This is a genomic window from Solitalea longa (assembly GCF_002920915.1).
GTDB classification, from domain to species: Bacteria; Bacteroidota; Bacteroidia; order Sphingobacteriales; family Sphingobacteriaceae; genus Solitalea; species Solitalea longa.
The window spans coordinates 194,882-208,751 of sequence record NZ_PQVF01000006.1 but is presented as its reverse complement, the minus strand read 5'-3'; the positions used below and the strand labels follow the sequence as shown (position 1 = coordinate 208,751).

Annotated in this window: 11 protein-coding genes; 2 read left to right on the top strand and 9 right to left on the bottom strand. The window is 39.0% G+C overall.

The window, feature by feature from the left end; translation table 11 throughout:
* The first annotated feature begins 101 nt into the window (after positions 1–101).
* Entirely contained in the window at positions 102–1,769 is a 1,668-nt protein-coding gene (locus C3K47_RS09975) for an alpha-amylase family glycosyl hydrolase (RefSeq protein ID WP_103788987.1), read from the top strand.
* 45 nt (positions 1,770–1,814) lie between these two features.
* Positions 1,815–4,100: a GH92 family glycosyl hydrolase gene (locus C3K47_RS09970; RefSeq protein WP_103788986.1), complete on the top strand. Its 2,286-nt coding sequence runs from the start codon at positions 1,815–1,817 to the stop codon at positions 4,098–4,100.
* A gap of 71 nt (positions 4,101–4,171) precedes the next feature.
* On the opposite strand, the gene C3K47_RS09965 is transcribed toward C3K47_RS09970, so the two are convergent.
* The 9 genes from C3K47_RS09965 to hemA all read right to left on the bottom strand — a co-directional run bounded on the left by C3K47_RS09965 (position 4,172) and on the right by hemA (position 13,644).
* Positions 4,172–4,705, bottom strand: coding sequence for a CopD family protein (locus C3K47_RS09965; protein WP_103788985.1), 534 nt, complete (start codon positions 4,703–4,705; stop codon positions 4,172–4,174).
* Positions 4,706–4,780: 75 nt separating this feature from the next.
* Positions 4,781–5,809 (bottom strand): uroporphyrinogen decarboxylase, encoded by a 1,029-nt coding sequence (gene hemE / locus C3K47_RS09960; RefSeq protein WP_103788984.1) that lies wholly within the window; start codon positions 5,807–5,809, stop codon positions 4,781–4,783.
* Between the two features lie 84 nt (positions 5,810–5,893).
* Complete coding sequence (locus tag C3K47_RS09955) at positions 5,894–6,592, bottom strand: response regulator transcription factor (protein WP_103788983.1); 699 nt, start codon at positions 6,590–6,592, stop codon at positions 5,894–5,896.
* Positions 6,593–6,694: 102 nt separating this feature from the next.
* On the bottom strand, positions 6,695–7,291 hold the full coding sequence (locus C3K47_RS09950; RefSeq protein ID WP_103788982.1) for a Uma2 family endonuclease: 597 nt from the start codon (positions 7,289–7,291) through the stop codon (positions 6,695–6,697).
* A gap of 86 nt (positions 7,292–7,377) precedes the next feature.
* Positions 7,378–8,244: a sensor histidine kinase gene (locus C3K47_RS09945; protein WP_103788981.1), complete on the bottom strand. Its 867-nt coding sequence runs from the start codon at positions 8,242–8,244 to the stop codon at positions 7,378–7,380.
* Positions 8,245–8,291: 47 nt separating this feature from the next.
* Positions 8,292–9,653, bottom strand: a complete 1,362-nt coding sequence (gene hemL, locus C3K47_RS09940) for a glutamate-1-semialdehyde 2,1-aminomutase (protein ID WP_207765274.1) — start codon at positions 9,651–9,653, stop codon at positions 8,292–8,294.
* An 83-nt stretch (positions 9,654–9,736) separates the two neighbouring features.
* Positions 9,737–10,705 (bottom strand): porphobilinogen synthase, encoded by a 969-nt coding sequence (gene hemB, locus C3K47_RS09935; protein WP_103788980.1) that lies wholly within the window; start codon positions 10,703–10,705, stop codon positions 9,737–9,739.
* 78 nt (positions 10,706–10,783) lie between these two features.
* Positions 10,784–12,367, bottom strand: a complete 1,584-nt coding sequence (gene hemC / locus C3K47_RS09930) for a hydroxymethylbilane synthase (protein ID WP_103788979.1) — start codon at positions 12,365–12,367, stop codon at positions 10,784–10,786.
* A 44-nt stretch (positions 12,368–12,411) separates the two neighbouring features.
* Complete coding sequence (hemA, locus tag C3K47_RS09925) at positions 12,412–13,644, bottom strand: glutamyl-tRNA reductase (protein ID WP_317043017.1); 1,233 nt, start codon at positions 13,642–13,644, stop codon at positions 12,412–12,414.
* Positions 13,645–13,870 lie beyond the last annotated feature (226 nt).

Here is a 13,870-nt window from a genome sequence, read left to right as displayed (position 1 = left end):
GGCTGACTAACTGGTTAATGTCAGGCTGAGCGGAGTCGAAGCCTCGCTCTAGGTAACTAAGTCAAGACTTTTAGCCCGTCTCTATTTTTTAATCAAATCACATGAGCAAATTTGTTAAAGTTGCCCTTCTTATCGTTTTCAGCTTATATTTTATTGACGCGAATGCTCAATGGAAAAAACCAAAATGGTTGAGTAATGCGGTCTTTTACCAACTGTACCCCCAAAGTTTTAAAGATTCGGATGGTGATGGAATTGGTGATTTAAAGGGTATTGAACAAGAACTGGATTATTTGCAAAACTTAGGAATTACAGCCATTTGGATGAATCCTATCTTCGAATCCCCGTTCAGAGACGCAGGTTATGACGTTAGTGACTTTTACAAAATAGCTCCACGATACGGAACGGAAGAAGACTTAAAACAGCTATTAACAGCTGCTCATAAACGAGGGATAAAAATATGCCTCGATTTGGTAGCGGGGCATACTTCTGATCAGCACGCATGGTTTCAGGCTTCAACTCGCGCAGATTCAAATGAATTTACGCATCGCTACATTTGGACACCCTCAAAAGCTATCGTTCCGGGAAGTTTCTTTATTAAAAACAATTATCCGCGCAATGGAAACTATCTAAAGAATTTCTTTGACTACCAGCCTGCCCTAAACTACGGCTATGCGAATCCTGATATAACCCAACCCTGGCAAGAACCTGTTGATGCTCCAGGCCCTAAAGCAACGCGCGATGAATTGAAAAAGATCATTACTTTTTGGATGGATAAAGGAGTAGATGGTTTCAGAGTTGACATGGCTTTTTCGTTAATTAAAGACGATAACAACCTGACGGAAACAAAAAAATTGTGGACGGAAACTCGTAGCTGGTTTGAGCAAAAACACCCTGAAGGTGTTTTAATAGCCGAGTGGAGTAATCCCTCGAATTCGATAAATGCAGGTTTCCATATCGATTTTATGATGCACTTTGGAGTGGCAGGCTATCCCTCATTATTCTTTAATGAACACGGGACTTTTAAAGGCGAACATCCCTTTTTTGACAAAAGCGGCAAAGGTGATTTCCTATTGTTTTGGCAGAATTATATTCAACAGATAAATTCCACAAAGGGTAAAGGTTATATTGCCATTCCTTCTGCCAATCATGATTTTCAACGGCCTAATTGTGGTAACAGAAATTCTGTACAGGAACTAAAAACCGTTATGGCTTTTCTGCTCACCATGCCGGGTATTCCTTTTATTTATTATGGAGATGAGATTGGAATGCGTTTTATCGAAGATTTGCCGAACGAGGAAGGAAGTGTTTTGCCGGATGGGAACAACAGAGCCGGAACTCGTACACCCATGCAATGGAATTCAACAGCAAATGCAGGTTTTTCAATAGCACCAGCTACTTATTTACCAATTGATCCTAATCCTAAACGGCCAACAGTTGAACAAGAAACCGCAGATAAAAACTCTCTGTTAAACTTTGTTAAGTCACTGATAAAACTGCGATCTTCCTCACCTGCTTTGAGCAATGATGGCGCAATTGAAGCTTTGTATATTCATGAGAAAACCTACCCTGTAGTTTATCTGCGTTCGTCTGGAACTGAACGCTATGTAATTGCAATAAATCCATCAGCAGGCAATGTTACTGCTAAATTTGAATTAGAAAATGTACACCATCTAATTCCTGTTTATTCATCGAACTGTATTATTAAACTAACTAACCATATTGAAATAAACATGAAGGGTGTTTCTTACGGCATTTTTAAAGTCCAATAATTAATGTTTGTTGTTATTTTAGCTTTATCCATCGTTAAATAACTCATGAAGAAACTTTTACTTGTCATCTCTTTACTACCTCTTTTTGCTTTAGCCCAAGAAAAAAACTTCGTCCAATTTGTAAAACCGCTAATCGGTACCCAGCGCATGGGACATACTTATCCCGGAGCAACTGTACCTTTTGGATCGGTTCAGTTGAGTCCTGAAACAGATACGTTGAGCTATGAAAAAAATGGAAAGTACAATGGTGATGTTTATAAATATTGCGCGGGCTACCAATATGACGATAAAACGATTGTCGGTTTTAGTCACACTCATTTTAGCGGAACCGGCCACTCCGATTTGGGCGATTTTTTAATCATGCCAACAACCGGCCAATTACAATTAAATCCTGGCACTGCTGACCATCCGGAGAATGGCTATAGATCTAAATTTTCACATGCCAACGAAATTGCTGAACCCGCCTATTATAAAGTAAAGCTCGATGATCATGCTATTTTGGCTGAACTAACTGCTACAACACGAGTTGGGTTTCATCAGTATACCTTCCCTAAATCAGATAATGCCCATATTATTCTCGATCTGATGTCGGGGATATATAACTACGAAAATAAAAACGTTTGGACCTTTGTTCGGGTTGAAAATGATTCAACAATAACCGGGTTTCGTCAAACTAACGGCTGGGCTCGTACCCGTACGGTTTATTTCGCCATGAAGTTCTCTAAACCATTTAAAGAATATGGCTTTAAAAATCAGGCAACTGATGTTTACAAAGGTTTTTGGAGAAAATTCGATCAGTCGAAGAACTTCCCTGAAATAGCCGGAAAGCAAATAAAGGCATGGTTTGATTTCAATACCGAAGAAGGAGAAAAGATCAAAATCAAGTTTGCATTGTCGCCCGTAAGCACCGAAGGAGCTTTAAAAAATTTACAAGCCGAAATTCCTCACTGGGATTTTGACAGTGTAAAACGCGAAGGCCAGCAGCAATGGAACAAAGAATTGAATAAAATCAAGGTAGAAAGCTTAACCAACAATGAACAGATCAACTTTTACACTGCAATGTATCATGCGTTTTTGAGCCCGACAACGTATATGGATCTGGATGGAAGCTATAAAGGTTTAGATCAGAACATTCATAAAGCTGAAAACTTCACCAATTACACGACGTTCTCGCTTTGGGACACTTATCGGGCTTTACATCCGTTCTTCAATCTTATCCAGCCTAAACGTAATCAGGATATGATCCAATCGATGATGGCTCATTATGATCAAGGCGTTCATAAAATGCTACCGGTTTGGTCGCATTATGCTAATGAGAACTGGTGTATGATTGGCTACCACAGTGTTTCGGTTATTGCGGATGCTGTTATAAAAGGTAATGCAAACTTTGACGTAAACAAAGCTCTAGAAGCTTGTGTAACAACTGCCCGAAATCAATATTATGACGGGTTGTCCTACTATATGAAGATGGGTTATGTTCCTGAAGATAAAAACTCTTCTTCAGTTTCTAAGACCCTTGAGTATGCCTATGATGACTGGTGTATTGCCCAAATGGCCAAAAAACTTGGACGTAATGATATTTATGAAGAGTTTATCAAGCGATCAGAAAACTATAAAAACGTTTACGATGCTTCCACAGGTTACATGCGGCCTAAACTAAATGATGGAACCTGGAAAAGTGGCTTTGATGCATTGAGCACCAACGGACAGGGTTATATCGAAGGAAACGCCTGGAATTACAGCTTATATGTACCTCAAAACCCTGCCCAACTGGTTGAGATGATGGGTGGCAAGGACCGATTTACCAAACATCTTGATTCGTTGTTCTCCATGCATTTACCGGATGAGTTTTTTGCAGAAACCGAAGATATTACCCGCGATGGGATCATTGGCAATTATGTACATGGCAATGAGCCAGCTCATCATGTAGCTTACCTTTATAACTGGACCAATCAACCATGGAAAACTCAGGATAAGGTAAGGATGATCCTTAAGCATCAATACAAGCCAACTCCTGATGGTTTAGGAGGTAATGATGATTGCGGACAGATGAGTGCATGGTACATTTTCACTTCACTAGGATTTTATCCAGTCGCTCCGGGATCTGATGAATATTCGATTGGAAGTCCTGCTGTTAAATCAGCTGAGTTACAACTAGAAAACGGCAAAACGTTTTCAATTGCAACCGTTAACCAAAGCGAAAAAAATGTATATGTGCAAAAAATTGAGCTGAATGGGAAGCCTCTTACGGGTTACACGGTGAAGCATTCAGATATTATGAATGGTGGCAAACTGGTGTTCTACATGAGTGCTAAACCGAAAAAGAACTAAACGTAAAGGCCTGTCGTCTGATTTAGATGACAGGCCTTTAAATAAAATAACTTTCTTATTACACCTAAGGTTTACCCTTTCCGCATACGGGCTTTCTTGTAGATCTTAACGGCCAGCATAATGATCATGCTAAACAAAATCAGTCCGACAAAACCCCAAAGCCACGATACTGCACTTTTCAAAACCACCAGAAAAACGATCGCAAATAGAAAAATGGTAGCTACTTCATTCCAAATTCTCAACTGAGTGGAAGTCCATTTAAACATACCCTCTCTCATTTGTTTCATAAATACCTGGCATTTGAAATGATACCAAAGCAAGCCTAATACAAAAAGGAACTTTACTATCATCCAGGGATGATGATACCATTTAAGTTCTATCATCATCCATAGGCCGCTGCAAACGGTTAGAATCATCGAAGGAACAGTAATGATGTTCCAAAGTTTGGATTCCATCAATTCAAACTGCTTTTGTAAAACCTTGCGTTCCGATTCTTCACGATCGTTTGCCTCAGTATGGTAAATAAACAAACGGACCATGTAAAATAAGCCGGCGAACCAGCTTACTACAAAAATGATATGAACGGCTTTTATGTATAAATACACGAATTGAACGAATTTTATGCACGAATGAAACGAAGAACTTTAATGCAATTCGAATAATTCGTGCAATTAGGGCTATTAATACTTAAATTCCTTAATCACCTCAATGGCGTACTTCACATTGTCAAACGGAAGGTCAGGCATAATACCATGTCCTAAGTTGAAAATAAAACCGTTTTCGCCACGCATTCTTTCCAATAAACGTAAAACACGCTCTTTTATCACTTTCTTATCAGCATACAAAATATGTGGATCGAAATTACCTTGAACGGCAATGTTTGATGGCAATCGATTTTTAATGTCTAACAGATCAACGTTCCAGTCAATTGAAATAACATCAGGTTTGGCTTCCGCCATTAAGGGAGCAAAAACCGAACTTCCTTTACAGAAAGAAATAACGGGGATGTCTTTACGATTAAGTTTAGAAATGATCTCTGTAATATAATAATGAGAAAACTCTTTATAATCGTCCCAAGCTAAAGCTTGCGCCCAGCTATCGAAAATCTGAATAGCATCAACACCTGCTTCAATTTGCATGTTCAAATAATCGGCAGTAATAACTGCCAGTTTTGACAATAGAGCCTTGGCTGTTTCAGGATCGTTGTGTAACATTAGTTTGGTTTGTTTAAAGTCTTTTGACGACTTTCCTTCAACCAAATAACTCATTACTGTAAAGGGAGCACCTGCAAAACCAATTAAAGGAGTTTTATGAGGAGCAAGGCGTTCCTTTATAATTTTAATAGCATCAGCAACGTATTTTAAAGATTCTTTTGCAGGAGGAACGTCAAGAGCTTCCACATCTTTCAAAGTACGCACTGGGTTGGCAAACTGAGGACCAACCCCTTGCTCAAATGAAAGCTGACCACCCATCGCTTCGGCGGTAACCAAAATATCAGAAAATAGGATAGCCGCATCAATACCTAAAAGATCAACCGGCAACATTGTTACATCAGCTGCAATTTCAGGAGTTTTACACATTTCCAGGAACGAATATTTATTCTTGATCTCCCAGTATTCTTTCATGAAACGACCTGCCTGACGCATCATCCACACGGGCGGACGTTCTGTTGGCCGCGAAAAAGCGGCATCTATAAATAAATTACTCATATTATGGATTACGGATTACGGGTTGTGAATTACGAATTGGAGTTAAACCCGCAACTAGCAATTTAAAACTCGAAATTTTAATTATTATTCTGTGAATTTATAACCAACACCACGCACCGAATGAAAATATCGTGGTTCTTTAGGGTTAGGCTCGAAATATTTACGGAAAGAAAGTATAAAATTATCAATGGTGCGGGTTGAAGGAAAAACGTCGTAGTTCCAAACCGTTTCAAGTATCTGCTCACGCGAAACCACCTCTCCTTTTCGTTCAATTAATAATTTCAAAAGCATCACCTCTTTCTTGGTAAGCATAGTGGTTATACCATCATCAGACGTAAGTTCAAAACTGATAAAATTGATCTCTTTGTCGCCAATTTTGTAGGTATTGAATGATTTTCCTTCTTCAGTATTTCGAAGGCTTCGTTTCACCAAAATCCCTACTCTTAAGATCAATTCTTCGAGGTTAAATGGCTTGGTTAGATAATCATCTGCACCCTTTTTCAATCCCATTACTCGGTCTTCACTGGTATTTTTAGCTGTCAAGAACAAAATAGGCACATCATAATTTTGAAGCCTAATTGTTTCGGCAACCTGAAAACCATCAATTTCCGGCAGCATAACATCCAGCAACACCAGGTTAAAACGCTCCTCTTTAATTAATCTCAGCGCTTTCTTCCCATCCATAGCGGTGGTAACATGATAGCCTTCTAACTCCAGATTTAGTTTAATGGCTTCGAGCAAATGCTCTTCATCTTCAACCAATAATATGCGTGATTGACTCATTTGAGGGATGTTAATTTAAATGCAAGTTTATGAATTTGATTGGCTGTTTTCGGTAATGCCAATGTCATTTTAATTAATTCAGCTAATTATAAATAAGATTGTTTAATCTAAATCATCAAACAATTCCGTTAGATCCAAAACAAACCCAGGCAAAATTGAGGTTGTAATTGTATCTCCGCTTGTCATCAGTTTTGAAGGCTGAAATTGACCCTCTTTTAGCGTATAAATCAAAAAGGTTTTATTCTGGGGAGATACGATCCAATATTCTTTTACACCTGACTCTTCGTAAACCTCGTATTTGTATTTCAGTTCTTTTGCATTGTTTCCCGGCGATAGAACTTCCACTACAATATCAGGTGCTCCAACCACTCCTTTATCATCAATCTTTTCCGAATCACACACCACACATACATCCGGCTGAACTACGGTAATGATATCCTTATCTTCTTTAGATTTTCTTGGCAAACGAATATCAAAAGGTGCAATAAATACTTTACAGGATTTGTGCTTTAAAAAGTTGAATAAAAATACATAGATAGAACCCGTTAAGGACTGATGAACCCGGTTAGGACCAGGACTCATCTTAAATATTTTACCGTTTATGAGCTCCAGGCGTTCGTCAATCGTCCATTGCAGATAATCGGCATAAGTATATTGACCGCCGTAGGTAAAATCGGGCTCATGTACTTCGTTTTTCATGCTATTCATTTAAGAAAGATAAGCAAAGTTCTGAACGTTCCCTTACTTTTCACTCAACAAAACTCAAAGAAAACCAGGCATTTAATCTAAAAAACAACTTCAAACACCGTTCCCCGAGGCTTATTATTTTTTACATGAATGGTAGCGCCATGATTGTCCAACACCTGCTTTACAATAAACAAACCCAGACCGGTTCCTTTCGTTTTACGTGTATCTTCCTGGCCAATACGATAAAATTTATCAAAAATTTTGGATTTTTCTTCATCAGAAATACCTATCCCCTGGTCATTAACCATTAATATAATACGGTTATTTTTTTTGTAGAGTACAATGTTAACCTCTGTACCTTCTGCTGAATATTTAACGGCGTTTTCAAGAAGATTTGACACGACCAGGTCAATTGTAAATTCATCGCCAATCATTAAAATATCAGGAGTAATGTCTGATTTTACAACCCGCTTTTGCAGAATATTCTGATGACGTTGAACCACCTCCTGAACAGCATTAGAAAGGTTAAACTGTTCTTTCGGATAACTGTAGGAATTATTCTCAATTTTTGTGGCCATCAACATGTTCTCCACCAAATCATCTAAACGTTCAATATCCATTAAAGAATTACGGATAAAGGCTTGTTGTTTTTCTTTATCCAGATCGCGTTTTAAGATAGTTTGAAGATAGAGTTTGATGGATGCCAGGGGTGATTTGAGTTCATGGGTTACACTTAACAAAAAGTTCTTCTGCCGACGGCTCAGCGCTATCTCTTCCTGAATGGACCGCTTAATAGAAAAGGCGCCCCAAAGCAGGATAACCACGAAAACAGAAAATTCGCCTACCACCATTGATGTTTTATGTGGTTGCGCATTAATAAGCAATTGTCCCCACCACATCAGTTGAAACAATACATACGCAATCAAAACATAAAACAAAGTAAGCGGGCGAACTTTATGTTTCATTTTTTAACTATTTGAGCTAAGAGGGAAAAGCTCCAGATTGAGCTCTACTAATGTTTGAATGTAAGATCCAGCGCTTCGAAAATTGCTCGTTTGGCAACTTCCAAGTCGGTTTTAGTATGTGTTGAAGAGATAAAACCAACCTCATAACCTGATGGACCGAAATAAATCCCACGGTTCAGGCACTCGCGATGGAACACTTTAAATTTCTCCATACTGGCTGGATCAATTTGTGAAGCAGCCTGAGTTTTCTCCCTATCAGTAAAAGCGATCCAAAAAATTGATCCAATTTGCTGAATACGAACCTTATAATTTCTTGCAGAAGCAAAGCGCTGTATTGATTCTGCAAACTCCTGGGTTTTGTTATTCAGATCTTTATAGAAACCTGAACGGCTCAGCTCGGTAAGTTGTGCAATACCTGCAGCCATTGCAATAGGATTACCAGATAAAGTACCAGCTTGATACACTGCTCCTTCAGGAGAAACATTTGCCATGATCTCGCGGCTGGCCCCATAGGCTCCTACCGGCATTCCTCCACCAATAATTTTACCATAGGTGATAATATCAGGTTGAATCTGGTAATATCCTGCTGCTCCTTCAAAACCTACCCTAAACCCTGAGATAACCTCATCAAAGATCAATAAAGCTTTTTCTTTGGAGGTAATGTCACGAAGCGCTTGTAAGAATTCAGGCTCCTGCAACAAAAGGCCATTATTTGCCGGAATAGGCTCAATAATAACCGCCGCAATTTGATCTTTATATTCTTTAAATGCCTGTTTTACGGCATCAATATTATTTAGTTCAACAACAATAGTTTCTTTGGCAAACGATTCAGGAACACCTGCTGAACTTGTTTCGCCAAATGTAACCAAACCCGAACCGGCTTTTACCAATAAACTATCGATATGACCATGATAACAACCTTCAAATTTCAGGATCTTATCACGTTTGGTATAACCTCTGGCTAAACGAATAGCACTCATTACCGCCTCAGTTCCTGAGCTTACGAACCGAAGTTTTTGAATGAACTTATTGTTTTTCAGTATCAATTCTGCCAGCTCATTTTCAATAGCTGTTGGTGCCCCAAAAGACATGCCTTTTAAAGCAGTTTCCGTCACTTTTTCACGAATTTTCGGATTATTATGACCCAAAATAAGCGGCCCCCATGATGCGCAAAAATCAATGAACTTATTCCCATCCACATCCCAAATGTAGGGTCCATCACCTTTGTCGATAAATAATGGTGTTCCGTAAACCGATTTAAATGCACGTACAGGAGAGTTCACTCCTCCAGGGAAATACTCTTTTGACTTTTCGTATAACTCTGCAGATTTCTCTCTTGAAATATCCGCTTTTCCGGTAGTTGCTACCGGCTGATCAGCTTCAGAACCTTTCTTAAATAATCCAAACATATATTAAACGTAAAATGAAGATCAATTTAATTTATAACGCTAACGTTTTAAAACTTATTAGAAAACAACTTAATAACAAACAATTATAACCATTTATTGGCAACAATATCGCGAGCATGATAGGTGATAATGATGTTAGACCCGGCACGGGCAAATGCATACATATTTTCCATTACCACTTTCTGTTCGTCGATCCAGCCTTTTTGAGCCGCCGCTTTTATCATGGAGTATTCACCTGAAACATTGTAACAAGCTACCGGCAAGTTAGTATTTTGACGCAAATCTCTGATAACATCCAGGTAAGCTAATGCCGGTTTAACCATTAAAACATCTGCACCTTCCGCTTCATCTAGTTCTGCTTCACGCATGGTTTCGCGAGGATTACGAAAATCCATTTGGTATGCTTTGCGGTCACCTTTGTTTGGAGCCGAATCGGCAGCCTCACGGAAAGGACCATAATACGCTGATGCAAATTTAATAGAATACGACATGATTGCCGTGTTTACAAACCCATGTTCATCAAGTTTATTGCGCATGGCTTCAATACGACCATCCATCATATCTGAAGGCGCCACCATATCAGCTCCGGCTTCGGCATGGCTCAATGCCATTTTAGCCAGCACTTCTACGGTTTCGTCATTCTGTACGTAATCATCTTTTAAAATCCCACAATGTCCATGGGTGGTATAAGCACAAGTACAAACATCCGTTGCCACGTATAATTCATCTTTGAACTTCTCTTTCAGGGCTCTTACAGCGTTGTACACTACCGAATCATGAGAATGTGCCGAATGAGCGTCTTCACATTTTTCTTCACCCACGCCGAAAAGTAAGATCTTATTAATTCCCAGTTTCAAGCCTTCCTCAACATCTTTCAATAATGTATCTACTGAAAAATGGCTGATTCCAGGCATCGCATCAATAGGATGAACAATGTTAGTGCCTGGCACCACAAAATAAGGGTACATGAACATATCTTTTGAGATACGTGTTTCGGCAATCATTTCTCTAACAACAGGATTTTTTCTTAAACGACGGGGACGGTGCAGCATATTGAATTTCGTGTTATGAGTTACGGGCTACAAATTAAGGGATTACCCGTAACTCGAAGCCCGTAATGCTCAATTTATTTATAATAACCCGTATACAGCTTCTGATAAGCCAATTTCATCGGGCGAATAAGGAATTACATAATTGGTATAGCCAAACTCTTCCAGCTTATTTCCAGTTGATTTACCAATGGCAACTACTTTTTGATTCGCGAAGATCACATTATCGTTTGATAAGTAAGCTTCAACATTGGATGGACTGGTGAAGACTAAAATATCAGCAGATGACTGATTAATTTCTTTTTCCTTCACTGTTTCATAAACCGGCAAATCAATACTGTTAATTTTATCAGCCAGTTGTACCTGAATGGTTCTTAATGAATCTTTCGCTTGTGGGAACAAAACGGTTTGGTTTTGCACTAGTGGCAGCAAGCTTTCAGCAACATCCCTGATATCGCCAGACTCTCCTACAAAGTCGGCCATACGGTTAAAATGGCGAAGTTCATTTTCTGAGCCTCTGCCCATTACACCTATTTTTACACGTTTTGGAATAACAGGTTCTAAACGGAAAAAGTTTTCAACTCCATTTTTACTGTTGAAAAAAATCCAATCAACCTGCTTCAGAATAAAAGAATCAAACGTATTGATAATGGGGAATGTGCGTATCAACGAACGATCTTCAATATCCAAATTGAATTTCTCTAACGAACGGCGGAAAAAGCTTTCTTCTGATAGTTCGCGTGAAATGAACAATGATTTAACCGTATTCTTTTCCTTAGTATAGTGGTCAACAATTTGTTCGGCAAGGCCTTCTGAAGTTTTCGAACGCAGGAATAAGCGCTCCGGAAAATCTTCATCATCTGTTGCTTTTGAAGTCCAAACTTCAAATTGTCCATCTTCTTTTTTGCAATAAACCCCCAAAGGCATATGGCAACCACCGTCGAACATATTTAACACTTTACGTTCAACAGAAATGGTTTCTGCCACTTCCTTATTATGAATGGTTTGAAGAGCTTCAATTAATTCGAAATTATTTGAACGTGTTTGCAGTGCCAATACTCCCTGTGCAGGAGCCGGAACCATTTCAACCGGATCAATTTCTTCTACATGGAACTCGCTTAGGTCGATTTGAAGTCGTTGAACACCGGCTTTAGCCAAAATAATGGCATGATAGTTTCCATCACGTAGTTTTTGTATACGAGTTGGAACATTACCTCGCAATTCTTCAAACTCAATATCGGGTCGTAAGCTTCTGAATTGTGCTTTACGGCGATTGGAAGAAGTACCTACAATACCATTATATCTTACTGAAAACTGCAGGCTTAAATCCACGCAATCTTTAAGAATGATCAAAAGTTCAGTAGGATCTTCACGTTCAGAAACAGCTGCGATAGTCAGCCCTTCAGGAGATTCTGTAGGCAGATCCTTATGTGAATGCACTGCCAGATCAATATGTCCCTGTAATAATTCGTCTTCAAGTTCTTTGGTAAAGAACCCTTTTCCTTCAAGTTTAGAAAATGAAAGATTGAAAAAGTTATCGCCTTGCGTTTTGATAATTTTAATCTCTGATTGCAGTCCGATAGCTTCGAGCTTAGCCTTTACATGGTTGGCTTGCCACAAAGCAAGATCACTGCCTCTAGAGCCTATAACGATAGTTTTACTCATGCTGTGTAATTAGAGAGGTTAAAAGCGCAATTTTTCCGTCTTCATTATTGTTGCATCAGAATTTCCTTAGCCATCACCATTGGAACGCTGATGTATTTTTTTTCGACGTAATTTAGCACTTTTTCAAGTACTTCGCGCGAATTTTCGTCCAGTGCATTGATCTCATTGGCAAACACTGAATCAACGGCTTTGGCTTTAATTTCCTTTATTTTTTCCGGAACCTCACGCATAGCCAGTTCAACACGGCGCTGTTTAAGGATCGGAATAAATTCGCGGATATTTTCTTCAATTATTGCTTCTGCATTTACCAGCTCCCCTTTGCGCTCCTCCAGGTTACGGCTGGCGATCTCCTGAATTTGCTCAACTGAGATGAAAGCCGGAGAGAAATGTTCAATTACTTCTGCAGCAGTATCATTAGGAATAGCCAGGTCAACAATTACCTTTTGTTCGGTTGAACCGTTGATCAAGCCTTCATAAATTTCTTTGGTAATTACCGGTTCCGTAGCTCCGGTACAAGTAAGGATTACATCAAAACCCTCACGGTAATTTTTTAGCTCTTCCAATGGATAGGCCTTTGCCCCTAACTCATCAGCTAAAACCTGAGCCTTGGCCAATGTGCGATTAAAGATCACACAATCTTTAAGGTTATGTTTTTGAAGGTATTTTGTTAACAACTGAATGGTCTCGCCTGCGCCGATAATCAAAAACCTGGCATCAAAGCCAACATTGTAATGGCGAAGCATACGGCAAGCCAATGACGCTACCGATACTGGCTTATCAGAAATTTTGGTGTTGGTATATACTTCTTTCGAAGCTTTTACCACTCTGTTCATCATCAAACGGAAGAAATCGCCGGTTAAACCCCAATCACGACATTCTTCATACATCTCTCGGATTTGCGCCAAAATCTCCTTTTCCCCTACCACCAACGATTCCAATGAGCAGGAAACACGCATCAAATGATCCAAAGCTGATACATTTGAATAAATGGCTGCGTTTACCGAATAGTAATCATGCTGCTCGGCTGTAAAATCAGGGAATAAAAATTTGATGATTTTTTTGGTAAAGGCTGAATCGAGTTCTTTATCGGAGGTAAAAATAAACTCAACACGGTTACAGGTGGCTATATAGAAAAGCTCGCCAAAATTAAATTTCTCTTTTAAAGATTTTAAACGAGCTGAACGAGTTTCCCTTTCAAGAACCAAACTTCCAACTTCATCTAATGTACAATTTTTAAACGTATACGCAATAACCTTTAGAGCTTTCAAAATCAACACTTTTAAATAAACCTTTGCCTTATAATGGCTGTGAAAAGATCCTGCTGATTTAACAGATTTCCCACATTGCAAATATGACGAATAGCAGCTTTTTTAATTGTCACTCGATTGTAAATCGATTTATTTAGAATCAATTTAAATAGATGCTTAGAATGGAAATTTCTTATGCTTATTAGTTCATCAAGACTCCCCATAAAATCCGCATTGCGGGTTATTAGTTACGGGT

Excerpts from the sequence above, each read along its gene's own strand:
- C3K47_RS09975 (WP_103788987.1), top strand. The coding sequence starts at position 102 with ATGAGCAAATTTGTTAAAGTTGCCCTTCTTATCGTTTTCAGCTTATAT.
- C3K47_RS09970 (WP_103788986.1), top strand. The coding sequence starts at position 1,815 with ATGAAGAAACTTTTACTTGTCATCTCTTTACTACCTCTTTTTGCTTTA.
- hemE (WP_103788984.1), bottom strand. The coding sequence starts at position 5,809 with ATGAGTAATTTATTTATAGATGCCGCTTTTTCGCGGCCAACAGAACGT.
- C3K47_RS09955 (WP_103788983.1), bottom strand. The coding sequence starts at position 6,592 with ATGAGTCAATCACGCATATTATTGGTTGAAGATGAAGAGCATTTGCTC.
- C3K47_RS09950 (WP_103788982.1), bottom strand. The coding sequence starts at position 7,291 with ATGAAAAACGAAGTACATGAGCCCGATTTTACCTACGGCGGTCAATAT.
- C3K47_RS09945 (WP_103788981.1), bottom strand. The coding sequence starts at position 8,244 with ATGAAACATAAAGTTCGCCCGCTTACTTTGTTTTATGTTTTGATTGCG.
- hemL (WP_207765274.1), bottom strand. The coding sequence starts at position 9,653 with ATGTTTGGATTATTTAAGAAAGGTTCTGAAGCTGATCAGCCGGTAGCA.
- hemB (WP_103788980.1), bottom strand. The coding sequence starts at position 10,705 with ATGCTGCACCGTCCCCGTCGTTTAAGAAAAAATCCTGTTGTTAGAGAA.
- hemC (WP_103788979.1), bottom strand. The coding sequence starts at position 12,367 with ATGAGTAAAACTATCGTTATAGGCTCTAGAGGCAGTGATCTTGCTTTG.